This window comes from Rhizobium anhuiense bv. trifolii (assembly GCF_024346605.1).
GTDB classification, from domain to species: Bacteria; Pseudomonadota; Alphaproteobacteria; order Rhizobiales; family Rhizobiaceae; genus Rhizobium; species Rhizobium anhuiense.
In genome coordinates, this window is sequence record NZ_CP098801.1 from 210477 (window position 1) to 234260 (window position 23784).

The 23784-nt window shown below is 59.1% G+C and carries 26 protein-coding genes and 2 pseudogenes; 19 read left to right on the forward strand and 9 right to left on the reverse strand.

Annotated features, from left to right (window positions below; genetic code table 11):
* From NE851_RS00980 to NE851_RS01010, 7 genes are read left to right on the forward strand one after another with little or no spacing between them, the layout of a single operon-like run.
* Positions 1-1086: an ABC transporter ATP-binding protein gene (locus tag NE851_RS00980; RefSeq protein ID WP_254955724.1), complete on the forward strand. Its 1086-nt coding sequence runs from the start codon at positions 1-3 to the stop codon at positions 1084-1086.
* Positions 1087-1109: 23 nt separating this feature from the next.
* Positions 1110-2186 (forward strand): Gfo/Idh/MocA family protein, encoded by a 1077-nt coding sequence (locus NE851_RS00985; protein ID WP_254955725.1) that lies wholly within the window; start codon positions 1110-1112, stop codon positions 2184-2186.
* Positions 2186-3022 carry a sugar phosphate isomerase/epimerase family protein gene (locus NE851_RS00990; protein ID WP_168333845.1) on the forward strand — a complete coding sequence of 279 codons (837 nt, stop codon included), beginning with the start codon at positions 2186-2188 and terminating at the stop codon, positions 3020-3022. The genes NE851_RS00985 and NE851_RS00990 overlap by 1 nt, the downstream gene beginning before the upstream one ends.
* Positions 3019-3828, forward strand: a complete 810-nt coding sequence (locus NE851_RS00995; protein ID WP_168333846.1) for an alpha/beta fold hydrolase — start codon at positions 3019-3021, stop codon at positions 3826-3828. The genes NE851_RS00990 and NE851_RS00995 overlap by 4 nt, the downstream gene beginning before the upstream one ends.
* Before the next feature lie 3 nt (positions 3829-3831).
* The gene (locus NE851_RS01000) at positions 3832-4533 is read left to right on the forward strand and encodes a ribulose-phosphate 3-epimerase (protein WP_254955728.1); all 702 of its coding nucleotides are present in this window, start codon (positions 3832-3834) and stop codon (positions 4531-4533) included.
* Between the two features lie 14 nt (positions 4534-4547).
* Positions 4548-5543, forward strand: coding sequence for an ROK family protein (locus tag NE851_RS01005; RefSeq protein ID WP_254955730.1), 996 nt, complete (start codon positions 4548-4550; stop codon positions 5541-5543).
* Positions 5544-5547: 4 nt separating this feature from the next.
* Positions 5548-5973 carry a GlcG/HbpS family heme-binding protein gene (locus NE851_RS01010; protein WP_168333849.1) on the forward strand — a complete coding sequence of 142 codons (426 nt, stop codon included), beginning with the start codon at positions 5548-5550 and terminating at the stop codon, positions 5971-5973.
* A gap of 36 nt (positions 5974-6009) precedes the next feature.
* On the opposite strand, the pseudogene NE851_RS01015 reads toward NE851_RS01010, so the two are convergent.
* From NE851_RS01015 to NE851_RS01040, 6 genes and pseudogenes are all read right to left on the reverse strand, one after another.
* Positions 6010-6081 (reverse strand): annotated as a pseudogene (locus tag NE851_RS01015) (IS6 family transposase); the annotation flags it as partial.
* 69 nt (positions 6082-6150) lie between these two features.
* Complete coding sequence (gene tnpB / locus NE851_RS01020; protein ID WP_168333850.1) at positions 6151-6531, reverse strand: IS66 family insertion sequence element accessory protein TnpB; 381 nt, start codon at positions 6529-6531, stop codon at positions 6151-6153.
* Positions 6528-6911, reverse strand: a complete 384-nt coding sequence (locus NE851_RS01025; RefSeq protein ID WP_254955733.1) for a transposase — start codon at positions 6909-6911, stop codon at positions 6528-6530. The genes tnpB and NE851_RS01025 overlap by 4 nt, the downstream gene beginning before the upstream one ends.
* 42 nt (positions 6912-6953) lie before the next feature.
* Entirely contained in the window at positions 6954-7130 is a 177-nt protein-coding gene (locus tag NE851_RS01030; RefSeq protein ID WP_168333852.1) for a hypothetical protein, read from the reverse strand.
* A 34-nt stretch (positions 7131-7164) separates the two neighbouring features.
* Complete coding sequence (locus tag NE851_RS01035) at positions 7165-8013, reverse strand: PGN_0703 family putative restriction endonuclease (RefSeq protein WP_246740173.1); 849 nt, start codon at positions 8011-8013, stop codon at positions 7165-7167.
* 90 nt (positions 8014-8103) lie between these two features.
* Positions 8104-8826, reverse strand: a complete 723-nt coding sequence (locus NE851_RS01040) for a DUF2726 domain-containing protein (protein ID WP_168333853.1) — start codon at positions 8824-8826, stop codon at positions 8104-8106.
* Between the two features lie 918 nt (positions 8827-9744).
* Here NE851_RS01040 and NE851_RS01045 point away from each other — a divergent pair.
* The 6 genes from NE851_RS01045 to NE851_RS01070 are packed head-to-tail and all read left to right on the forward strand — an operon-like array spanning position 9745 to position 15904.
* The gene (locus NE851_RS01045; RefSeq protein ID WP_168333854.1) at positions 9745-10731 is read left to right on the forward strand and encodes a 3-oxoacyl-ACP synthase III family protein; all 987 of its coding nucleotides are present in this window, start codon (positions 9745-9747) and stop codon (positions 10729-10731) included.
* Between the two features lie 5 nt (positions 10732-10736).
* A complete protein-coding gene (locus tag NE851_RS01050; protein WP_168333855.1) occupies positions 10737-11714 on the forward strand; it encodes an NAD-dependent epimerase/dehydratase family protein in 978 nt (325 codons plus the stop codon).
* On the forward strand, positions 11711-12532 hold the full coding sequence (locus NE851_RS01055; RefSeq protein ID WP_168333856.1) for an MBL fold metallo-hydrolase: 822 nt from the start codon (positions 11711-11713) through the stop codon (positions 12530-12532). Before NE851_RS01050 ends, NE851_RS01055 begins: the two co-directional genes overlap by 4 nt.
* A complete protein-coding gene (locus NE851_RS01060) occupies positions 12529-13800 on the forward strand; it encodes a CoF synthetase (RefSeq protein ID WP_183605012.1) in 1272 nt (423 codons plus the stop codon). Before NE851_RS01055 ends, NE851_RS01060 begins: the two co-directional genes overlap by 4 nt.
* Before the next feature lie 26 nt (positions 13801-13826).
* Entirely contained in the window at positions 13827-14918 is a 1092-nt protein-coding gene (locus NE851_RS01065; RefSeq protein WP_254955737.1) for a GNAT family N-acetyltransferase, read from the forward strand.
* Positions 14915-15904: a Rieske 2Fe-2S domain-containing protein gene (locus tag NE851_RS01070; protein WP_168333858.1), complete on the forward strand. Its 990-nt coding sequence runs from the start codon at positions 14915-14917 to the stop codon at positions 15902-15904. Before NE851_RS01065 ends, NE851_RS01070 begins: the two co-directional genes overlap by 4 nt.
* Here the strand turns inward: NE851_RS01070 and NE851_RS01075 are convergent.
* A complete protein-coding gene (locus tag NE851_RS01075) occupies positions 15889-17064 on the reverse strand; it encodes an ATP-grasp domain-containing protein (protein ID WP_168333859.1) in 1176 nt (391 codons plus the stop codon). The genes NE851_RS01070 and NE851_RS01075 overlap by 16 nt on opposite strands.
* A gap of 531 nt (positions 17065-17595) precedes the next feature.
* Here NE851_RS01075 and NE851_RS01080 point away from each other — a divergent pair.
* From NE851_RS01080 to NE851_RS01090, 3 genes are all read left to right on the forward strand, one after another.
* Positions 17596-18321, forward strand: coding sequence for a hypothetical protein (locus NE851_RS01080; RefSeq protein WP_168333860.1), 726 nt, complete (start codon positions 17596-17598; stop codon positions 18319-18321).
* A gap of 186 nt (positions 18322-18507) precedes the next feature.
* Positions 18508-19077, forward strand: coding sequence for a toxin-activating lysine-acyltransferase (locus NE851_RS01085; RefSeq protein WP_168333861.1), 570 nt, complete (start codon positions 18508-18510; stop codon positions 19075-19077).
* Positions 19078-19580: 503 nt separating this feature from the next.
* The gene (locus tag NE851_RS01090; RefSeq protein WP_254955743.1) at positions 19581-19703 is read left to right on the forward strand and encodes a hypothetical protein; all 123 of its coding nucleotides are present in this window, start codon (positions 19581-19583) and stop codon (positions 19701-19703) included.
* A gap of 14 nt (positions 19704-19717) precedes the next feature.
* On the opposite strand, the gene istB is transcribed toward NE851_RS01090, so the two are convergent.
* Both istB and istA read right to left on the reverse strand, forming a co-directional pair.
* The gene (gene istB / locus NE851_RS01095) at positions 19718-20512 is read right to left on the reverse strand and encodes an IS21-like element helper ATPase IstB (RefSeq protein WP_152093828.1); all 795 of its coding nucleotides are present in this window, start codon (positions 20510-20512) and stop codon (positions 19718-19720) included.
* A complete protein-coding gene (gene istA / locus NE851_RS01100; protein ID WP_254955750.1) occupies positions 20502-22022 on the reverse strand; it encodes an IS21 family transposase in 1521 nt (506 codons plus the stop codon). The genes istB and istA overlap by 11 nt, the downstream gene beginning before the upstream one ends.
* 247 nt (positions 22023-22269) lie before the next feature.
* Between istA and NE851_RS01105 the strand changes: the two genes are divergently transcribed.
* The 3 genes and pseudogenes from NE851_RS01105 to NE851_RS01115 all read left to right on the forward strand — a co-directional run.
* Entirely contained in the window at positions 22270-22548 is a 279-nt protein-coding gene (locus NE851_RS01105; protein ID WP_097596198.1) for a type II toxin-antitoxin system TacA family antitoxin, read from the forward strand.
* On the forward strand, positions 22545-23072 hold the full coding sequence (locus NE851_RS01110; protein ID WP_097596161.1) for a GNAT family N-acetyltransferase: 528 nt from the start codon (positions 22545-22547) through the stop codon (positions 23070-23072). The genes NE851_RS01105 and NE851_RS01110 overlap by 4 nt, the downstream gene beginning before the upstream one ends.
* A gap of 162 nt (positions 23073-23234) precedes the next feature.
* Positions 23235-23636, forward strand: a pseudogene (locus NE851_RS01115) (integrase core domain-containing protein); the annotation flags it as partial.
* Between the last annotated feature and the right edge of the window lie 148 nt (positions 23637-23784).

Here is a 23784-nt window from a genome sequence, read left to right on the forward strand (position 1 = left end):
ATGGCCAATCTGGCAATCAACCATATCAACAAAAGCTTCGGCAGTCTGACGGTTCTGAGGGACATCAATATTGCCATTGAAGACGGGGAATTCCTCGTCCTGGTCGGTCCTTCGGGCTGCGGGAAATCGACACTCCTGTCCATCATTGCTGGACTGGACGAGCACACGTCGGGCTCCATCACCATTGATGGCAAGTCTGTCCAGGGACTTGAGCCGAAGGAGAGAGACATCGCAATGGTGTTTCAGTCATACGCGCTCTATCCGGCCATGACCGTCGAGCAAAACATCGGATTCTCGCTTGAAATGAGCAAGATGCCGAAGCCCGAAAGGCTGGAGCGCGTCGGCAAGGTTGCAGACCTGCTGCAAATTCGCCACCTACTCAAGCGGCGCCCGGGCCAACTCTCCGGCGGGCAGCGCCAGCGCGTCGCCATGGGACGGGCGCTGGTGCGCGAGCCGAAGATTTTTCTCTTCGACGAGCCGTTGTCGAACCTCGATGCAAAGCTGCGCGTCGAGATGCGTACCGAGATCAAGAAACTGCACCAGCGGCTCGGCGCCACCATCGTCTACGTCACGCACGATCAGATCGAGGCAATGACCATGGCGACCCGGATTGCGGTCATGAAAGACGGCATCCTGCAGCAGTTCGGGACGCCCGAAGACATCTACGACCGTCCCGCAAACGTTTTCGTGGCAACCTTCATGGGATCGCCGCCGATGAACTTGCTTCCGGCCGTGATTGCCACCGGCTCGCAGCGCCTTTCCATCCACGGCGCGGATGTGACATTGCCGGTCCCTGCTTCGGTCTTCGATAAGCCCCCGCAAGGCAAGGAGGTCCTTTTAGGGCTGAGACCCGAATGGCTATCGCTGGTTGGAAATGAGGCCACGCCGTTTCCGACAATCGATGTCTACGTCGAAGTCGTCGAACCGACCGGTCCTGATATCTTCGTGGCGTCGAAATTGGGTGAGCGCGACATCATGGCCCGGCTCCCCACAGGTTCCCAGATCCGCGTCGGTGAAAAGGCCCGCTTTTCCGTCGACCTCTCGAAAGCCGTTCTTTTCGACGCCGAAACTGGCGCCGCAATCTAACCATCGATCAAAGGAAATTTCCGATGCCAGCAAAACAGGAACGTCGTCTTCGTATAGGCGTACTCGGTGCGGGACAAATCGCACAGGCCGCTCACTTCGAAAGCTGCACGAAAGCGGTCAACGCCGATCTCTACGCCATATGCGATGTCGCCGGCGATCTGCGGGAGCGCATGGCAATCACACATGGTGCGCAGAAGACCTACAACGACTATGACACGATGCTGGCCGATCCGGACCTTGACGCCGTCATCATCGCGACGGCCGACGCCTTCCACGTCCCCGCATCAATCAAAGCACTTGAAGCCGGCAAGCATGTCCTTTGCGAAAAGCCGATCGGCGTTACGGTCGAGGAATGCCTCGTTCTCAAGGACGCGGTCGAAAAGTCCGGCAAGATATTGCAGGTCGGCCACATGAAACGCTTCGACGCAGGTTTGCAGGCGGCAAAGTCTTTCATCAGCGATGAAATGGGCGAATTGATCGCCCTGAAGGCCTGGTACTGCGACAACACCCATCGCTACCCGATGACCGATGCGGTCCAACCGCTGATCGTCACCAGCGCCAATGCCAGAAAGCCCTCCCAAAATCCGAAGGCCGATCTGCGGCGGTACTACATGCTGGCCCATGGCTGCCATCTGATCGATACCGCCCGCTACTTCGCGGGCGATATCGTCTCGGTCCATGCACGTCTTTCTGAACGGGCCGGCATCTGGTGCTGGTTCGTTGATGTCGAGTTTGCCTCCGGCACGCTCGGCCATCTCGACCTCACCGTCCAGGTCCGGATGGACTGGCACGAAGGGTTCCAGATTTACGGCAAGAACGGCAGCATTCTCGGAAAGACCTATAACCCCTGGTATTACAAATCCAGCGAAGTGGACATTTTCCGCGAAGCTGACGGCGCGACCCATCGCGTGCTTGGCGCCGACGGCCATTTCTACCGCCGTCAGGTCGAGAGCTTTGCGCGCGCGATCCTGGATAAGGCATCGATGGAAGGGGCCGATATCAATGATGGGCTGGCATCAGTACAGGCGATGGTCGCCATTGCCCGCTCCGTAGAAAGCGGCAAACCGGTCGCGCTTGCCGATGTAACGGGTGGTGTGTGATGAAGCTCGGAATTTTCGCCAAAACCTTTGAGGGTACCGAGCCGGGCCCGGTACTCAAATCCGTCGCCAACGCGGGATTTAAGGCCACGCAGTATAATATGGCCTGCTCGGGTCTTGCCCCTATGCCGGACGAGATCAGCGAGGAGCAAGCGCGCGCGGTGGCGAATGCTGCTGCTGTGGCCGGTGTCGAAATTGTCGCTGTCTCGGGCACCTACAATATGATCCACCCAGACCTTGCCGTGCGCCACGCCGGCCACCGCAGGTTGGCCGTTCTGGCGGAGCGTTGTGCCGCCATGTCGACAGGTCTCATCACGCTTTGCACCGGCACGCGCGATCCGATCGACCAATGGAAAGAGCACCCGGACAACAACACGCCCGAAGCCTGGCGTGACCTTGTCGAAGCAATGGGCACTGCGATCGAAATTGCCGATCGCTACGATGTCGATCTCGGCATTGAACCCGAACTCGCCAATGTCATTAATTCATCCGCGAAGGCCCGCCAGCTGATTGACGAGCTAAAGAGCCCACGTCTCAAGATCGTGTTGGATCCGGCGAACTTATTTGAGGTCGAAACTCCAGAAGAGCAGCAGACGATTGTTTCCTCGGCAATCGACCTGCTTGCCGATCGGATCGTGATGGCACATGCCAAGGACCGGTCCAGCGACGGGCGATTTGCGACCGCCGGCAAGGGCGTTCTGGACTACAACCATTATCTTCGTCGCCTTGCCGCCATCGGCTTCGGCGGTAGCCTGATCACCCATGGTCTATCCGCCGCGGAGGCCGAAGGCGTTGCCGCGTTCCTTGCCTCAAAACTGAGAACCGGGGCGAGCCAATGAGCCTTACCCGCCAGTTCGTGACGAGAGATGGAACCCGGCTCAACGTCGATGTCGAGGGCGACGGGCCGCCCGTCGTTTTCCTGCATGGACTTTGCGGCGACGCAGGCCAGACCCGGGAAGCCTTTCCGTCCGGGTGCGGGTTCCGCCGCGTAACGGTCGAGGCGCGGGGCCATGGTGCGTCGGAGCCGGGCGATCTGGCCAAATTGTCTATCGCCACGTTCGCGAACGATATTGCCGACCTTATCGAGCAGGAGCTTGAGGCGCCGGTGATCGTCGGCGGCATATCGATGGGGGCAGCCATACCCTTGCGCCTGGCGATCCAGCGTCCTGATCTCGTTCAGGCACTCATCGTGGCTCGGCCGGCCTGGGTAACTGCTTTCGCGCCGCAAAACATGGCGCCAAATGCAGAGGTGGGCCGTCTGCTGGCTACTCTTGACCCCGAGACCGCCAAACAAGCCTTCATTTCGGGGGAAGTTGGGCAACGCCTTGCACTTGACGCTCCGGACAATCTGGCCTCCCTGCTTGGCTTCTTTTCACGCCAGCCCATTGAAGTCACCACTGCACTCCTCACGGCGATCGCGAACGACGGTCCAGGGGTTACCGAGGACGAGGTCGCCAGTCTATCCATCCCGACGCTGGTAATCGGGCACGAAAAAGATCTGATTCACCCGATGGCGTATGCGCGCGCCCTTGCAGAGCACATCGCACATGCACGCCTCGTGGAGATCACGCCAAAGGTAACCGATCGAACCCAGTATGTGGCCGATTTTCATGCGGCCATGCGCAATTTTCTGAAGGAGCTCTAGCCGATGTCAGTTATGTCACCTGACTGGATTGACGACCTGCCGCGCGATCGTCTGATTGCCGAATTCTCGGTATGGTCGGCAGACCTCGTGCGCCTCGGCGAGGACCTCGGCCGCGTCGATCCCTATGTCGACATTCTTCACATCGATGTAGCTGACGGCCATTTTGCGCCGGCGATGTTGTTCTTTCCTGATCTTGTCGCGGCCGTGCGGAAGATCTCCGCGCGCCCCATCCACGTTCATCTGATGGTGGGCGATCATATCATCCTGTCCCAGATCGACCAATTTGCAGACGCTGGGAGTGATCTCATCAGCTTCCACGTCGAAAACGATGCTGTTGCGGATGCCGCGCTCGATCTTCTCGACCGCCGGGAAGTTGCTGCGGGCATGGTGCTCAAAGTGGATACCCCGGTTGAACGGATCAAGCGCTTTATCCCGAGGCTTCGCTTTGTGACACTCCTTGGTACAGCAATCGGCGTGAAGGGTCAGGGCCTTAACGAGGCGGCGGGCGACCGGTTGCTTCAGGCGAGGCAACTGATTGAAGAGGCTGGGACAAAGCGGCGCACCATTCTCGCCGCCGATGGGGGCATCCGTGAGCATACGGTCCCTCTCCTCCGACAATCCCGTGCCGAAACCGTTGTGCTTGGCTCGCTCGCTTTCAATGCCCCGTCGCTGGATGAGCGAATGACGTGGCTTCGTGAACTCTAAATTTTGGTCCGGACATGCAGCAGATTGCCATCGGGATAGACTTGGGCGGAACGCAAGCCAGGGGCGCGCTTGTCGATGAGCAGGGTAACGTTATCGCAAGACGTGAGGAAAGAACGGATGCACATGGAGGTCCGGATCGTATTCTTTCCCAAATTCGCGGGCTTGCAGATGCCTTGCTGGCGACCTCTGATCTTTCGAATGTAGTTGGTATTGGTGTATCTGCCCCTGGCCCAATCGACACCGTTGCCGGGGTTGCGCGAAACATTCCAACCCTTTCCGGCTTTGCGGACTTTCCGTTGAGAGCGGAGCTTCAAGGGCGCTTCCCCTTTCCTGTTAGCCTGGAAAATGACGGCATCGCCGCGGCGATCGGCGAGTGGCAGTTCGGCGCCGGCAAGAGCGTGGACAACCTTGTCTATGTGACGGTCAGCACGGGAATTGGTGGTGGCGCGATCACTGATGGGCATGTTCTTCGCGGCCGAAGGGGGATGGCCGCCCATATCGGGCATATGTCCGTGATGCCGAATGGTGAACTATGCCCATGCGGAAACAGAGGTTGCTTTGAGGCCTACGGCTCTGGCACAGCGTTCACGCGCCGAGCCCGCATGCGAGCCGCGGAATGCGGTGATACGACGCTTGGCGCAAATGGAAACGAGATCCACAGTCGCGATGTATTTGCCGCCGCGCGAAACGGCGACCACCTTTCCAACAAACTGATCGACGAGGAGGCCGAGATCCTCGGTCGCGGGTTCACTAGCCTGATACACATTTTTTCACCCGATACCGTTATCGTGGGCGGCGGACTCTCTAGCGAGTTTGCGCGGCTCCAACCAGGCATTCAAAATTACATCAACGAGTGGGCAATGCCGGGGTTCAAGGACGTCAAAGTCGTGCGCGCCAATTTGGGGCACAATTCCGGTCTGATTGGCTCCGCTGCTCTTGCCTTTCTCGCGCAGGAGAACGGCCGGCCGGATATAACCTCCAAACTCATACACCGCAGTTATAAAGGATAATGCCATGCTGACAATCAAGAGGCTGGACCTGGACGATGCACGAGTGCTGATCGCCGGCGCGAAGGCAAAAGCCGACGAAATCGGTGTTCCGATGTGCATCGCGGTGATGGACGAGTCGGGGCAGTTGATTGCTTTCGAGCGCATGGATGGTGGAAAAATCACCAGCACCGTGATCGCTCAGGACAAGGCCTTTACCGCAGCTGGCGCAAAGCGCACGACAGAATCTTACGGGGAGGCCAGCCAGCCTGGCAAGCCGGCCTATGGTATCAACACTGCAATCGGCGGCCGTTTGTCCATCGTAGCGGGCGGGATTCCAGTTGTCGTCGACGGCCAGGTCGTCGGCGCCGTCGGCGTAAGTTCGGGAACGCCAGCCCAGGACAGCGAATGCGCGGCCGCGGCGATCGATGCGTATCTCAAACAGTCGGCATAAAGCGCACCATATGCAAACTGCGTCGATCCCCCAACTCTTGCCGCGTATCTTGACATAGGTCTCATCGATCCGGACCGAACCACAATGCGGGCGCCGAAACTGTCGCAGCGGCGTTGTCACGTTGTTTCACTGAGGCCGGAGGAGGCGCTTTCAGTTAAACTCAGGCTGTTGCGCCGGTCACGGCCTTCCATTGCGCCATAGCGCGGATCCGATGGCCTCGGGCTGTCTCGCCTCTACGGAACGGACTCGACGCCAGTCGAGGCCTGCAAACAGCGCCTCGAACTGAGCATGGCCCAACGTCATCAGGCCATGTTTGATGCCCGGCCAGGTGAACGTGTGCTCCTCCAGCCGCTTGTAGGCCATCACCAGCCCGCTGCCATCCCAGTAGATGAGCTTCAGGCGATCCGCCTTGCGCGAGCGGAATACGAAGACCGTCCCTGTAAAAGGGTCCTTGTGCAGCTCGTTTTTGACCAGCGCTGCCAGGCCATCGTGGCCCTTGCGGAAGTCGACCGGTTTGGTCGCCACCATGATCCGAACCCGGTTCGATGGAAGGATCATGCCGGAACCGCGCAGGCACGCGCGACAGCAGCGATGCGGGCGGCAGACGCGCCCTCTTCCAGGCGGATCGTGACCGAACCGACGATGATCTCGGGGCGGCTAGTTTTGATCAGCGGCTCCAAAACGGGTGGATCGACGACTACCGCTGCGAACTCCACAGCATTCTCGGGTGCAGGCAGAACAAGCTTGCCCTGCCGCGCCATAGTCCGCCAAGTCGAAAGGCGGTTCGCCCGCAATCCAAAGCGTTCAGCGACCTCATTCACCTTCGCACCGGGCCGAAGGCTCTCAGACACGATCTGCGCTTTGACCTCATCAGGCCACTGCCGGTGAACCTCACGTCCAGACTTCCTGGTTGTGAGAAACTCCAATGTACTCTCCATGGAGAAACTCCCGTTGCTCGTCCATGGAAAGGCGATCACAGATCAGGGCGGCGAGGACAATGTGGGATCGGAACACCGGTTACAATGAGACACACCTCCTCCCATTTCGACCTGGATGAACGCCGCAAGATCGCTCTGGTTGCGCACTTCCTGCTCGGCGATCAGCTTGTGCTTCACATCCACGGCGAGTTGGATGTTCACCTTCGTCATGCGGGCCATGGCACGGGCATCCTGACCTTGCCCCCAAGTTTTATCAGTTTTGAGTTCGCTCCAGCGGTTTTTGAAGTGCTCCCCGATTTTGGGCAGCGGGAGCTGGAATTTTCCGGAATCCGACGGGATCTTGCCCGAGGAAGGCGCGCTGGCTGGCGCTGCGGGCTTCTCCGATCGTGAGCGGTTCGTTCACACGCAAAGTCTTGATCGGGTCACCGAGCATGTAGTTGAGGAACTTTTCCTCGGAGGTAGAGGATCGTGTCGCCAGATCGCCCGGCGCCGCCATTGTGACGATCCGTCGTCTCTTCCGATCGAGTTCTAAGAGATGCTGCTGGCTTGTGTCTTCGACCGCCGCTGCGCGCGCCTTCTCGATCGTGAGAGAGGCGGCCTTTCCGTTTCGCCCGGTATCGAGAAACGCGATCTCTTCATCCGCCGTTGGTGCGCTACCCGGATTGATTTGATCGGCGTAGCCTCCGTTGCATTGGCGCTCGCCTGAGCGCAACACGGCCGTTTGGCTACATTTTCCGCCGGGTTCGGTGAATTTGCACTCTATGACAAGCGCAGCCTTCGAGCCGACGGCAAGTGCATCGACTTGCGTGGGCCTGGGTTCTTCCAGAAGCCGATCGGTGTCTGTCCACTCGAGTGCTATCTCCCATGGGCCGCCCGGTGCCACGCCGACTCTTGCGGCGATGGCGTCGAAGATGCGGTCGCGATCTGTGCTCATCTTGACCGTGCCGAACACATCAATTGCGATGGCTTGCGACGAATGTGCCTTATGGGCCTGAATTCGGTTGGTTCGATCACGATGCCAAGGAAATGCCTCCCAGTCCTCGATGGCTCCGTGGCTAGCCGGAAACAGATTTTCGCGAACTGCCTGGAAATCGGAGTTCATCTCGATTGCGCCTCCATTCCATCAAGACAAGGCGATTGCTTCTTCCGATGGAAGCGGCTCGGCGGTGCAGGCGTGAGTGATGGGAGCGCATTAGCTGACAATCGGTTTGTCCACCAGCTTTTCGACCAATCGCCTGAGTTCCGATGGCGTCGTTTGGCCAGCCACCACCTCGTGGTAGCCGACCCCGGCGCGTCGCAGCGCCTCTTTTTTGACCGCATCGCGCGCGGCTGCGGCGCCTTGATAGTGTGCTCCGCCCTGGTATTCGATAACGTGCCGCGGCCGGCAATTGCTGTCCACGAGCAGCAAGTCGACGCGCTTTGAGTTGATGCAACTGTAGGCATCCACATCGGTGCTCCGGAGGATCTCGCCCAATGACACCTGCGCCATGACCTGCCAGGATGAATTGCAGCCGATCACGATGCTGTCGAGTTCGCGAAATACGCGGGCCTCGCTCTTGTTCAGTAACGGCTGAATAGTGAAATCCGAGCGCATCACGATACGCAGCTGATCTGCGGCGTCGACGGGTTTCAGCGCTGCAGCTGGCATCGGACGCCAGGGTCGCAGCACGATGTGCTCATTGCTGCGCCGTTCCTCCCGGCGTGACCCGTTTTTCTCCCGTCGCGCCTGTTTTCTCGTCGTGGCTAGGAGCTGCTCAACGGCCATGCCGGTGACGAGGCCGACAAACAGCGCGGCGATCAGCAGTTCTGGATTATCGAAGTCTGCAACCGTTATGCCGCCTGACGCGCCTACTGCTGCAGCTCCGATGATCAGCCAAGGCGCCGCGAACAGCACCGACCGTTGGCGATAATGCATGCCCCTCTCCGGATTACCCGCCAAGATAGTACAACGCGTGTCCGATGCGCGAAAAGTTATCCAAAAGACTGAGGTCGCTACTCGAACTCCTTCAATGATCGATTTCCTGAGTCCGAGGAGCAGTTGTAGCGGTCGTTCGACATCCGCTTCGGCCGGGAAGTCTTTAGTCTCTGGCACGGCGAGCGCTTCGAGGCCAGCGACTGGCTTGTTGCCATAGCGTTCACGTTTTAGGCCAGGAAGATCGCATAATGGATCGAAGGGAACCTCTCCGGCCGGCTAACAGAAGAACGTGTTGTCTGCCAATCACATAGCTATCACGAGTGGTGGTCTACGGTTCGAATCCTTTCAAGAGCATGAAGTGTGTAAATTTCTTGAGCAACTGGTACGGCTGACGTTGAGAATGGCCCGGGCATTCGTCACCGGCAACGTGCTGTAAACCGCTTTTACTTTTGGCGACCTCACCGCCCGCTCTAATTCCCGTTAGTACAACGGGAGAGGGCAATGAAGGTTTGAGCACTCACGGCTTATGTGACGTATCCTCATAGGGGCGAAGCTTACCAATGAGACCATTCACCTCACATAGTCAGCGCAACCTTTACATTCAGGCTATACCCGCGATGGCGTTAAAAGGCGCACTTCGCATGAGGAACGTGAACAGGAGACTCTGAACGGCTATTTCCAATCCAAGATCAGCGGCCTTGAAGGAATCCTATTCCTGCACGGTCTGGAGAACGCGCGCAATCTAAGACTTTCCCGAAAATGCGGGGACGAGGTCGGTCAAAAACATCCCGTTTTCCGTGACGTTCGAAATTTGGTCGTGACGGAAGCGGTTGCATTCGGGCAATGTTTGCGGAACCACTCACGACGACGTAAACCATGAAAATGAGTCTCGGTTGAAGGAGCAGCGATATTCTTCGAATGCGTATAGCAGGAACGGGGCATTTCGTCCCGCAGCGGGTCGTTTTATCGACGGATTTCGATAGGCAATTCGGCTTTGCACAGGGTCATCTGGAGAGGCTTTCTGGTGTGTTCAGTCGCCACGTCTGCCAGGAAGAGGACGACCAGATCACTCTTGCTGTCGCAGCTGCGTGCCTTGCTATGCAAAAGGCAACCATTGGCCCTGGAGAAATTGATCTTGTAATCGGCGCTTGCGGTGTTCCATATCAACCCCTACCGACAACCGCCCCGCTGGTGATGCAGCGGCTCGGCATCCCCGAGGGCAATGCAGCAGCTTTCGATGTCAACGCGAGCTGTCTCAGCTTCCTGACGGCTATTGATCTGGCGGCCGGTCGTATCGCCGTCGGACAGTCCCGGGTTGCACTTGTTTTTTCCGCGGAAATCGCCTCGCGGGCGCTTCCCTGGAAGGACCAGCCGGACGTCGCGGCCCTGTTCGGCGACGGCGCGGCCGCGGTTGTCCTGACGGTGGCTTCCGAGAAGGACAGCACAATCCGTGCCAGCGTCATGCGCACCTATCCCTCGGCCTATGAGGCCTGCGAGATCGGCGCCGGCGGTACGCGCTTCGATTTTCAACGGCAACCGGCGGAATTTGCCGCCCACACCGTCTTCCACATGGACGGCAAGGAGCTGTTCCGCATCACGCATCGCCATTTTCCCCGCTTCGTCGACGAACTTCTCGCCGCCGCCGGGTGGTCGCCCGCCGATGTCGATCTCGTCGTGCCACATCAGGCAAGTCCGCTGGCTTTGGAACACATGATCAAGAAAACGGGTATGCCTGGTGCGCGCGTGGTCAACATCGTGGCGCGCTTTGGCAACCAAATCGCAGCCTCCATTCCGACCGCCCTCGACATCGCCTGGGCGGAGGGGCGGATCACGAAGGGAATGCGGCTTCTGCTGCTCGGCACGTCGGCGGGCGTCTCCTTCGGCGGCATGGCCATCGAGGTTTGAGCCGAATGCGTGTACTTGTCACAGGGGCCACGGGTTTTTTAGGCGGCGCGCTCATCCGGCGCCTGCGCGCCTGCGGTTTCGACGTCGTCGCTCTCGGCAGGGACGAATCGCGTTGCTACAACCTTCAGGACGCTGGTTTTACGACCGTTCGTGCGGATATTTCGCATCCCATGCTGCATCTGGCTGAAAGCATCGGCAAAGTGGATGCAATCGTCCATTGTGCCGCGCTTTCGGCGCCTTGGGGTCGTCTCGCCGCCTTTCGTGCGGCCAATATCGAAGGCACACGAAACGCGCTTGATCTTGCCGAAGTGCTCGGCGCCCGCCGCTTCGTCAACATTTCCTCGCCGACGGTTTATTTCGAGCTGAAGGACAAGACGGCCGTGCCCGAAACCGCGCCCCTGCCACGCCCGGTCAACGCCTATGCGAAGACCAAGGCGGAGGCCGAAAGACTTGTCCTCGCGCGCCAAAGCGTCGGCCCGGTCAACTTGCGCCCCCGTGGCATCTACGGTGCCGGGGAGAAGACGCTGTTGCCCCGCCTCATCGCCGCTGCCCGCCGAGGTCCTCTGCCACTGTTGCGTGCCGGCGCTGCCGCCATCGATCTTACCCATGTCAACGACGTGGTCGTGGCCATCGAGGCGGTGCTCGCCGCCGGTCCTCTGGACGCCGAGACATTCAATATTTCGAGCGGCGAAATCGTGCCTGTGCGTGATATTGTCGAGCGTGCCTGCACGACGCTTGCCGTTCCGCTGCGCTGGAAGCGGGTGCCGTTCTATCCGGCGCTTGCGGCTGCGCGCCTGGTGGAACTGGCGAGCCTTGCACGCTTCGCCTCGACAGAGCCGCTGGTGACGCCCTATACGCTCGGTCTTTTCGCCTTTCGACAAAGCCTCGATATTTCCAAGGCGCACCGGATGCTCGGCTGGCAGCCTCGGATTTCACTGGAAGAAGGGCTCGCCATGACGCTGACCCAATGGCGGGCATCATGAAGCCTGTTTTCGCCAACAGCGCCTTCGTCACCGCGCCGGAACGATTGTTCCTGCGTGGCGGAACCTGGCGGCGTGTGCCATTGAAGGTGCGCTACGGTCTCTTCCAGCACCCGGCAGCCGGGCTTGTGCTGATCGATACCGGATATGGACCAAGGGTGACGCGAGGACGGCGCAGTCTCGCGCTGCGTCTCTACAATGCGATCCTCGGTCCTGATCTGGCGGCGGACGGCCAGCCCGAAACCGTGCTGCAAAGGCTCGGCTACACGCCCGATGACGTCAGCATCGTTATCATCACGCATTTCCACGCCGATCATGTCGCCAATCTTGATCTGTTCCCGAACGCACGGATCATCGCAAAGACAGAGGTGCTGGGAATTATCCTGAAACAGCCTGCTCGGAGAAACCTGCGCCACGGCATTTTCTCCGAACTTCTGCCATCCGGTCTTGTTTCGCGGACTGTTGATGTCGACGGGCTTGCCATGATCGAGGCTCCACTCGGCCTTGGAAAGGGCCGCGATCTCTTCGGTGAGGGCAGCGTGCTCGCCGTCGATCTTCCTGGCCATGCCGAGGGCCATTTCGGCCTCTGCTTCGCGGGCCTGCCTACGCCACTTCTCTATGCCGTGGATGTGCAATGGTGCTTGGAAGCGCTCAAGGACGACCGGCATCCCGGCTTCCCGGCAAGCCTGATCGCGGACGATACTCCAGCAGTTGCCGAGAGCACGCGTCGCGTCTTCGCGTTCCGACGGGCAGGCGGCGAAGTGCTCCTGTGCCACGATCCCGCAACGAACGCCCATGATCTTGCGGAAGCAGCGCCATGACCGGACGTCTCCGCATTGCTTCGGCCTTCGCGCAAACGCTCTGGACCTGCCGCGGCGGACGCTCGCGCGCTGCGTTCGAACGCTGGCAGGCCGCGGCTCTTCAGCACTGGCTTGAGCGCGACCTGCCCGGTGTCGATTTCTACCGGGGTGCGACGCCTCGATTGGAGATGCTGCCGATCATCGACAAGACCACCGTTATGGCGGATTTTGCGGCCTTTAATCGAGGACGCATCACCGCGGAGGAGGGTTGGCGCGCCGTCGAGACCACTGGCCGGATCGGTGACGTCAGCGTCGGCGCCAGCACGGGCACCAGCGGCAATCGTGCGCTGTACGCCGTCAACGCGTCCGAACAGGACCGCTGGCTGGGCACGATTCTCGCGAAAACGGCTCCGCGGTTCCTCATTGAACCCGAACGGGTCGCTGTCGTCCTGCCGCAGAATTCCGCGCTTTATGACGGTGCCAACCGTTCGCGCTTGCTGCGGTTGAAGTTTTTCGACCTGCGGCAGGGTGTCGAAAGCTGGCAGCCTGCGCTGGAGAGTTTTGCACCAACCACCATCGTGGCGCCGCCTCGGGTTTTGGGCCATCTTGCCAAACATTCCGAACGGCTGAAACCGCGGCGACTATTTGCCGGTGCGGAAACGCTCGATCCCGTCGATCGCACCATTATCGAGGCACGCTTCGGCAGAAAGCTCGGGCAGATCTATATGGCGACGGAGGGGCTTTTCGCCGTCTCCTGCGCGCAAGGCCGGCTGCATCTTGCCGAGGATGCCAATGTCTTCGAATTCGAGCCTGTTGCGGGCGGGCTGGTTGCGCCGCGCGTGACGGGCTTCCGCCGCCAATTCCAGATCATGGCACGCTACCGTATGAACGACCTCCTGCGCCTGTCGGACCGCCCCTGCGCCTGCGGTTCCCCGCTCAGGGCGGTGGACGAGATCGTCGGCCGGCTGGACGACACCTTTGTCTTCGACCGGATCGATGGCGTGCGGCTTCTGGTAACGCCTGACGTGATGCGGAACGCCGTGCTTGCTGCTGCCCGCACGATCACTGATTTCCGCATCCTGCGGGAGGATCCGGAGACGATCGTGCTTGTGCTGGAGCCGAAACTTGCAGATGAGAACGCCAAGGCGGCGCAGCACGCGCTCAGCCAGGTCTTTTCGCAGCGCGACCTTTCTCCGACAATCGTCCTGCGACGGGAGGCGATGGTTTTCGAGCCACATCGCAAGCTCCGGCGGGTGGAAAACCGGTGCCGGCCGGAGGACCGGCCATGATCACGCTAACGGAGGAGAGCGAGCGTGTGCGCAACGAGCCGGACGCAGTTCGTCGCTTCGTGGCGCTTTTCAACGCCCATCCCGTGTCCAAACTCATCGGCAACCTCACGACAACGGTCGATGCTATCGAAGTGGAAGGTCGGCATTTTCCGATCACCCTTAACGACCGAAGAGACGCGCCGACCTGCTATATATGTTGCCCGAGCAGCGCGTATGTCGACTACGCCATCGACGAGACACGCAATTTTGCCGCCGCGCCCATCGTGCGCTGGGCTGCGCGCACCCTCATTCGCGCCTGCCATCCGCTGGTGGGGTTCACTGGTCTCGATCAGCAGGTTCAGGTCAACAACTGGTTGCTTTCCACCAATCCGGTGCCCGCGATCGGCTCCTCGGCGGCCTCTGCGCTTGTGGTTGAACTCTGCGAACGATTTCCCGCCAGCGCCATTGTCATCCGTTCGCTCAATGAAAGGACCGACGGTCCTTCCATCAGAGATCTCAAGGCGGCTGGCTTTCGCTTGCTCGCGGCACGACGCATCTATCTCTTTTCCGGCGATGACGGGCGCAAGACGCAGAACCAGGGCTACGACCGCACGCTGCTCAGCCGCACACCCTACTGCTTTGCCCCCGGCGACAGCTTTACGGATGCGGACTACGAGCGCTCCGCCGAGCTCTACAAAATGCTCTATCTCGACAAATATACCCCGCTGAATCCGCAATACACAGCGCTCTATATCCGAGAGATGCACCGGCTCGGCCTATTCGACCTTGTCGGCTTCCGGGACGGAGAGGGGCGGCTCGCGGCAGTGTCAGGCTTCTTCGCCAATGGCCGCACGCTGACGCAGCCGATCGTCGGATATGACACGAGCCTTCCTCTGAAGGATGGGCTCTATCGGCTGATAATGGCGACGGGGCAGGCGATTGCGGCCGAGCGTGGTCTGTTCTTCAACATGAGCGCCGGTGCGGGCCGCTTCAAAAGCCTGCGCGGCGCTGAGCCCGTTATCGAGTATAACGCCGTCTATGTCGTCCACCTTCCACCAAAACAGCGCCTTGCGGTACGGCTTATGGAAGGACTACTGCGACGCATTGGCATCCCACTTCTAGAGGCATTCAACCTATGAACCTTTTGCCCGATGGATGGCAGGCGGTCGCCATCGCGGCCGAAATCAACAAGACGCCGCGGCGCATTTTGCTTGCCGGCCTGCCTGTCGTTTTGTTTCGCAGCGGACAGACGATCGCCGCATTGCATGACCGCTGTCCGCACCGGCACGTGGAACTGTCGAAAGGCAAGGTCGAAAACGGCGAGATCGAATGTCCCTATCACGGCTGGCGTTTCAAGGGGACCGGTGCCTGCACGGCCATTCCCGGGCTTACCGGCGCGGTGCCCAGCTATCGTGTGCCGCGGTTGAAGACGGTCGTGAAGGAGGGTGTTGTTTTCGTGGCGCGGGGCGATCCGGAAGCCCAACCTTATCTGCACTGTGCGGAAGGGCAGAAGATCATCCTGAAGCTCGTGGGCAGCAGCACGCGCTCGACGCTAGTCGATACCGCCGAGAACATTCTTGACGCGACGCACACGCATTTCACGCACAAAGGCCTTCTGCGCGGGCTCAGTAGCGAGCGGCAGCGTGTGCGCGTCGATATCTCGGGCGGTCCCGGCTGGGTCGAGGCTTGTTATACCGGGGAAGAGCGCCAACATGGCCTGATAAGCCGGCTGCTGGAGGGGGAGCGGGTAAAGACGATCGGACGCTTCCGCCACCCCGGTATAGCGGAGCTGGAATATTGGGGGGCGAAAGGCCTGGTACTTGCCACGACATTCCACCTCCGGCAGGCGACAGAAAACCAGGTGGATGGCATCGGCTGCCTGATCGGTCCGCGCGGTGGGTTACTTGATCACCTTAAGTCCTTCGCCTTCCGACCGATGTTTCGCTTTGCCCTGGAGCAGGACCGGCGGGTGCTGACATCGGCGAGCCAGAACGCGGCCTACTGGCCGGAGGCCTCCGCAATCGTCGGGCCACTGGATTTCCTGCGTCGAAGCATAGAGGCCATCATAGCCGGCGCCATGCCGCCCGCTGCCGATAGTCCGGAGACTTTTTACATTGAGCTTTGATCCGGTCCGTCCCATTCGATATCGCGGGTGGAGGCGCTCTGCAGGGAGATCCGGTGGCGCAGAGCGAGTGCCGCAATCTCGCCGAGCGCACGCCATTGCGCCCGCTTCGGCGCCGGGTCTCTCGGCCAGTCGAGAAGTTCGTCCGCGCCCTTGAGGTTGCGGAGGAAGCTGCGGAGATCGCCGGCGCGCAGTGCTGCCGGCAGAGCATAGATCCATAAAGCGAGGCGTACGGTCTGCGCGCGCACGACATCCGGCTCGACGTTGCCTTCGCCGGTGCAAATCGCCTGTACGAAAGCCTGAGGATTGCGGAAGAAATGCAGCCCGCTCGTGGCACGAGGGTTGCATTCAAGCGGCAGCACGGTGCCATCCGCTTTGTGGATAAGGTCGAAGGAAAGCTGACCCGTCCAGGCGGTACCGGCGGCAAAGTTTGTAACGAAGGCCTTGGCCGCGTCGTTCTCGATAGGCTTGAAGAAGATGCCCGCTCCCTTGCCAGCGCGGTAGGTAGAGCTGTAGAGCGAGAACGCCTGCAAGCGGCCGTTTTGTGCGATGGCATAAACGCTGAGCTCTTCACCCGCAACAAACTCCTGGGCGACCCAGGGAGCGTGCGCCGTGGGCGTAAGAGTGTCGATCTCTTGGGTCTTCGGCTGAAGGAGAACCCGGCTTGCGAAGCGCGACCAAGCGGGCTTGAAGACCAGTTGGGACGCCGCGGAACGAATGGAGGCAAGGTCAGCGCGGTTCTGCAGCAGTACGGTATGCGGCGCAGCCAGATTGAGGCTTTTGCAGAGTTCGATGAAATCAAACTTGTTGTGTGCTCGGCGGAGTAAATCTGTGTCTGGTGCAAACAGCCGTGCAGTCACGTTCCGCTCGCGCCAGATTGTAGCAAGATAAAAGACTTCCTCACAGGTAGGCACCACAAGTGTGACATTTTCCCGTTTCACCAGCGCCTCGACCACATCGCCGTACCGTTGCGGCTCGAAACGCGGTGGCGGCAAACGGACGTAGGCATCGCAGGCGCTGCTGGCGGCCGAGAGCGGGACTGCCGGAGTATCGGCAAGAAGCACGCGCCAACCCGCGCCATGGAAAAGCCGCCCGAGGTGCAGAGCGACCGGTGCTCGCGCGCCGGTGATCAATATTGATTGACGTGGAACGGAAACTAACATCGTGTCGAAATCCTGAAGCGCTCGTTTTTCAGACGATGACCGAGTTAAGATCGGTCAAACTTCTCATGTCTGTCCAGCCGCTTAAATACAACAGGGCACCACTGGCAATTTCGGCGCTACCTATTGGCGCACAAATAGGCAGACTGTAGGTTTTGACCAAGGATAAGTCGCGCTAGGCATTCCTCCGCGTTTTTCAAATTATCCAATTTAGTCAAAGGAATAGCAGGCTCTGGCAGGGACAACATAGGTTCGTTTCCCTTCAAGGCGAAGCATGCGCAGTTGCAGTTAAGGGCGATAGTCGCCTCCGCCGCCTCCCGCTACCAAGGTTTTTCGACGCGGCCCACAGCCGGTGGTAATCGTCACCTCTCGGGTGCGCGACATCGCCATTCCGCGCATGGCCATAAGTCCGATTGGGTGTGAGTTCCAGGCAGCGAATGCCATAGGAAAACTCGATCATCCGTAAAATCATCCATGTTGCGTTAGCGGATTCTTGAATTCCAGCGAGCATCGTCCGCCCACCAAGACGAACTGGTGCTGAACTTCATGACCATTTTTGGCCAATCTCGGCTTACGCGCATCACCTACGCCGTGCTGCTTCTGCTCATGCTCTGCTTCGATTTTGCGAAGGACCCGATCGAGCGCCTGATTATGGCCGAACATGATCAGGCAGCGCGTGAGTTAATGGCGCCACGCTCGACAGCCGGCACAGGGACCGCCGTCGGAGGAGAGGTCAGCGGCAAAAACATGCCGCTGATGTTCAAAGGGCAGGAAGAGATGGCCAAGCAGATTGCAGCGTCCGGCCGCAAGCCGACGGCAGAGGATATGCAGAATCAACGTGCTATGGCCGCCAAAGGGGCAATCCAGATGACGTTGGGCGTCGGAGCGAACAATGCCGAGACTGCCAAGCTCGTCTCCCGCCGTTCCTTCTTTGAAACGCTGTACATGGTTGCCGCGATCGCGATGACAGCGATTACCGTTGTAGGCCTGCTCTACATGGTATCGAGTCGGCTTCGCGATATCGGTTGGCCGCAGTATCTGCTCTGGCTGCTGCTCGCGCCCGTCTTCTTGCCGAGGTTTTTCGTGATCCCCTTGCCGGTGCTCGCGATCCAGGGAATTACCTTTTTCTTCTACGGCGTGCTTCTCGTTCTTGCCTTCATTCCCGGTGAGGACCCCAGCCCACCCGGCCGTTACAAGCTGGCCCAGCCGACACCGGTCAAACGACGGCCGGGTCAGTTCGGACGACTTGGCACACACTAGCTGTAGCGGCTCGTGCGGCCGAGTCGGGACCGGCCCGACTAACCGACTGTGTCAGGTCGTTGACACCTTCACGAGAGGGTATGTCTCGGCCGTCAATGGCCGGAAGAGGACGCGGCGAAATTATTCACCCAGGGAGAGCATTGCGAGGCAATTTCACTTGCTCGGAACCCATGGGGCTGGGGATACATGAATAACATCGCGACGGAAGCGTCGGCTAATTTAAGCCAAGAGAAATTTTCTGAAGAGACGAAGAAGAAGCTTGCCGGAGCAAAGGCGGCATTGCAATCGACTTTTGGGCAGGTTGTTCTCGCAATGACCTCTGTGCCGCGCTACCGCAGTCAGATGTTATCCGACCTCCACCATCTGGTTGTCGATCCTTTGATTAATGACCGTATCGCCATTGCGATGCCCAAGGCCGTCACCGGCGTTGAGCCGCCGGCGATCGCCATCTGGGCGACTGTAAGTGTCGAGGTTGATGCGCGAATTTCGGAACAGGCTAAAGCGGGTGTGTTCCCGGTCCGGCTGAAGCCGGAAGATTGGAAGAGTGGCGACATCGTTTGGCTGCTCGACGTGATCGCGCCAACGCGCGAACTGGCAACGATGGTGCTAACGAATTTCCACCAGGTTGCGAAGCAGGACAACATCAAGATCCACCCGATGGTCGCGCACCTCGTTGATCCTGAGGTTCTTGCGAAACTCTCCAAAATCGCCCAAGCGTCGACCCATGGCGAGCAACACGCGAATACTTTGAACTGATGCCCGTAGGGCGTCAGTATCCCCGATCCTTTTGGGCGCTAGACAGGCATGTCGATTTATAGTGTCGCTGTTGCGCCTAACGACGAGCGGAAAAGTATTCAGTCCTGGCGCCTAGCTCAGGATGTCGTGCTGAAAGCGGATGGCTATGATCTGATCGCTAAGTAACTGCAACAATATATTACTTCTTCCAAGTTGAGCGGAAATATGGGCGACTCCAAGATTATACTTCCCACACCAGATGAAATCAACGATGCGTTTTCGTACATAAAACAAAACGCACCAGAATTGATTGAAAATTACAGAATCGCTGCCCTGCAGCTTTCTAGGGCGCCGAAAGATTACAGCTTAAGTGACGACGAGAGAGCAGCTAGCATAGTTGTGCCTGATGATTACATCAATCTACGAAAATTCATAAACGATACGTACAAGGGAAGGGATCCTGTGTATTTGTCGCGCCTATATTCGGGAATTCATAAAATTATTATTTCATCCGAGGCGTAGAGATGACCGATTTTATCGTTGATGCAGCTAATTTTCGCACGCTTGCTCGCATGAGCGATTCCTCTGGTGTTGGTTTTCACGCGGAACTGAGCCGGTTTTTCCACCGAGAAGTGAGCCACCTTTGAATATGGTTTTCTGATCAGGCTTTGGTCAAGGGATTGGTTTTTTCTCCTCTCTTTTGGGCTGCTGCGGCCGAGCTGGCTTTGAAGCGGAAGCTGTCGTTTCCGGTTTCCAGGATATGGCAACGGTGGGTCAGGCGGTCGAGGAGAGCGGTTGTCATCTTGGCATCACCGAAGACCGAGGCCCATTCGCTGAAGCTAAGATTGGTGGTGATGACGACGCTGGTGCGCTCGTAGAGCTTACTCAATAGATGGAAGAGCAGCGCTCCGCCGGAGGCGCTGAACGGGAGGTATCCCAACTCGTCCAGGATGAGCAGATCGAGGCGAACGAGGGTCTCGGCGATCTGGCCCGCCTTTCCTTTGGCTTTCTCCTGCTCGAGCGCATTGACCAGTTCGATTGTGGAGAAGAAGCGGACCTTTCGGCGATGATGCTCAATCGCCTGAACGCCAAGAGCCGTCGCCACATGTGTTTTTCCTGTGCCCGGCCCGCCGACGAGAACGATATTCTGCGCCCCGTCCATGAACTCGCATCGGTGCAATTGGCGCACGGTCGCTTCGTTGATTTCGCTGGCGGCGAAGTCGAAGCCGGAGATGTCCTTGTAGGCCGGGAAGCGAGCAGCCTTCATGTGATAGGCGATGGAGCGAACCTCGCGCTCGGCCATCTCGGCCTTCAGCAACTGGGACAGGATGGGCACGGCCGCATCAAAAGCTGGAGCCCCTTGCTCGATCAGGTCCGTGACGGCCTGGGCCATGCCATACATCTTCAGGCTACGCAGCATGATGACGACGGCCGCACTGGCAGGATCATGACGCATGGCGACCTCCTGCGATCCGGAGACGCAGACCATCATAGCGTTCGACATTCGCCTTGGGTTCGTGAAGCAGGGTCAGCGCCTGTGGCGTGTCGATATCGGGACCGTCGGTCGTCTTGCCGTCGATCAGCCGGTGCAGCAGGTTCAGCACATGCGTTTTCGTTGCCACGCCCGCATCCAGGGCCAATTCCACGGCTCTGACAACGACCTGCTCATCGTGATGAAGGACAAGAGCGAGGATATCGGCCATCTCACGATCACCGCCGGGGCGGCGAAGCATCTGGTCCTGCAGTTGTCGAAAGGCCAACGGTAACTCAAGGAAGGGTGCGCCATTACGCAGAGCTCCAGGTTTGCGCTGGATGACGGCAAGGTAATGCCGCCAGTCGTAAATCGTTCGGGGTGGTTTGTCGTGACTGCGTTCTATGATGCGTGGATGTTCGCAGAGGATATTGCCCTCGGCCACTACGACCAGCCGCTCCGGATAAATCCGCAGGCTGACAGGCCGGTTCGCAAACGATGCAGGCACGCTATAGCGGTTCCGCTCGAAAGTAATCAGGCATGTCGGCGAAACCCGCTTGCTCTGCTCAACGAAGCCGTCAAACGCGGCAGGCAGCGCCATCAATACCGGGCGTTCTGCCGACCAGACGTCCGCGATCGTACCTGGCAAGGTGCCATGCGCTGTCTCGCGCCACAGGTTCTGGCAATGCTGTTCCAGCCAGGCATTTAATGTCGCCAAATCCGGAAAGTCCGGCATCTGCTGCCACAGACGAGGTCGGGCATCCTGGACGTTCTTCTCGACCTGACCCTTTTCCCAACCCGCGGCGGGATTGCAAAACTCAGGCGCAAAGACGTAGTGGTTCGTCATCGCCAGGAAACGGATATTGACCTGCCGCTCCTTACCGCGACCGACGCGATCGACCGCCGTCTTCATGTTATCGTAAATGCCGCGACCAGGCACACCGCCGAACACCCGGAACCCGTGCCAGTGGGCGTCGAAGAGCATCTCGTGCGTTTGCAGCAGGTAAGCCCTGATCAGAAACGCCCGGCTGTGCGACAACTTGATATGGGCGACCTGCAGCTTCGTGCGTTCGCCGTCTATCACAGCATAGTCTTCACTCCAGTCGAACTGGAATGCTTCGCCCGGACGGAAAGACAGTGGAACGAATATGCCGCGGCCCGCTGTCTGCTGCTCGACCCGCCAATCACGGGCGAACGCGGCGACCCGACCATAGGAGCCGGTAAAGCCGAGAGCCGTCAGATCAGCATGAAGCTGCTTCAGCGTTCGGCGCTGCTTGCGCGACTTCCCGGCCTCGGTCTTCAGCCAGCCCGCCAGTTTGTCGGCAAAAGGATCGAGCTTGCTCGGTTGTTCCGGTACCGCAAACTTCGGCTCGATCGTGCCGGCGCTCAAATACTTCGCGATCGTATTGCGCGACAATCCGGTTCGTCGGCTGATCTCGCGCACCGACAACTTCTCGCGCAGTGCCATCCGACGGATGATGTTTAAAAGTCCCATGTGGATCACTCCGTTGCCCCTGTCGCTCACCGCGTTGGGGGAAGGTTCACATGGCTCAATTCTCAATGGAAATTATGCGCCTAACCGGCTCCGTTCCGCGTGAAAACCAACACCCAACGTTCTGCAAGCCCTGAGGCAAGCCAAGAAGATATAGAACTGCTCACATCCGACGTGTACGCCTTGAAGGCGCACACCATTGACGCCGAGAGGAGTTTCGCCTATATTTCATTGAGAGATGGAGGCTGACATGCCGAGTATAGCGAACGAGAACAGTGAGCGTATGAGTTTGAGGGTGCCTGCCACGGCCAAGGCTAAGCTCGTGCGCGCTGCGGCACTTCGTAATACCGATCTGACGAATTTCGTAACCCAATCCGCACTGCGAGAAGCAGAAGCTGTGATCGAAGAAGCCGAAACGATCAAAGTGTCAGAGCGCGATCATCTTCGCATTCTTGAGCTTCTGGAAAATCCGCCCAAACCCAACGCCAAGCTGCGCGCGGCGATTGCCGGTTTGCCGGACAGCCTATGACTTTACCTGCATGGCATGAGGAACCGATCGCCAAGTCTCACGGTCGGGCGGCCTTCGATTGCGGCGACGCTCAGATGAACGAGTTCCTGCTCCGCTTTGCCCGACAAAGCCATGAGCAGAATGCCTCGAAGACCTTCTGTGCTATCGACGACGCAGTGCGCGACCGCATTCTTGGGTTCTATACAATCGCGCCTTCGGCAGTCGAGCACGCAACTGTGCCTGATGCAATGACACGCGGTCTTGCCCGCCATGATGTGCCGGGCTTCAAGCTCGCGCGATTGGCTACCGACCGAGCGGTTTCCGGACAGGGACTGGGAGGCCAGCTCCTAGCTGCCGCAGCGCTCCGCTGCCTACGACTTGCAGGAGAGGGCGGGGGACTTCTATTGATCATCGATGCCAAAGGCGAGCGCGCCGCCAACTGGTACGCTTCCTATGGCGCCGAACCGCTGAAGGACAAGCCGCTGACTCTCGTGATGCCGCTCATCACCTTCGCGGCCGACTTGCGGGCTAAACGTCTTCTTTGATCCCCTAAGGCGCGGGGACACGATTGATTTCGCCGAAAGCGAACTGTTGCATCATGGCGATCAGCTTAAGGACTAGCTCTACCACAATTGCCATCTGGAAAGCCGAGAGCCCCAGCAGCCGTCTAGAGAGGAAAGAGGCCGAAGCGGCCTTCAAGGCTCCTGAAGATGATCGTCAGCGACAATGGCAGTGAGTTCACCAGCAACGCGATCCTGCAATGGACGGATCTGACCAAGGTGGAATGGCACTACATCGCACCGGGCAAACCGATCCAGAACGCCTTCATCGAAAGCTTCAATGGGCGGCTGCGAGACGAGTTCCTGAATGAAACTCTCTTCTCGTCACTGACCCATGCTCGATCAGCGCTTTCAAACTGGCGCAGCGATTACAACGATCATCGACCACACTCTGGACTCGGCTGGATGACACCTGCCGAGTTCGCTCAGACAATCAACCCGCGACGTGATGCGGTGCTGCGCAGCCGAAATGGCTTCGCACCGAAACCCGCCGCTACCGCCGCAAATACCGAAACCAAAAACCGCTGGAGCGAACTCAAAATTGGATAAAACTTGGGGGCAAGGTCAAAGGCGATGCTTCAGGACGTGCTGTCAAAAAATGTATGGTCCGCCCTGTCATTGCAAGGACTTTAGGTTGCGACGATAGCAGTCTGCGTAAATGTATCTGGCCTCTCGCGAGTGGACTGCTGTTGTAGCC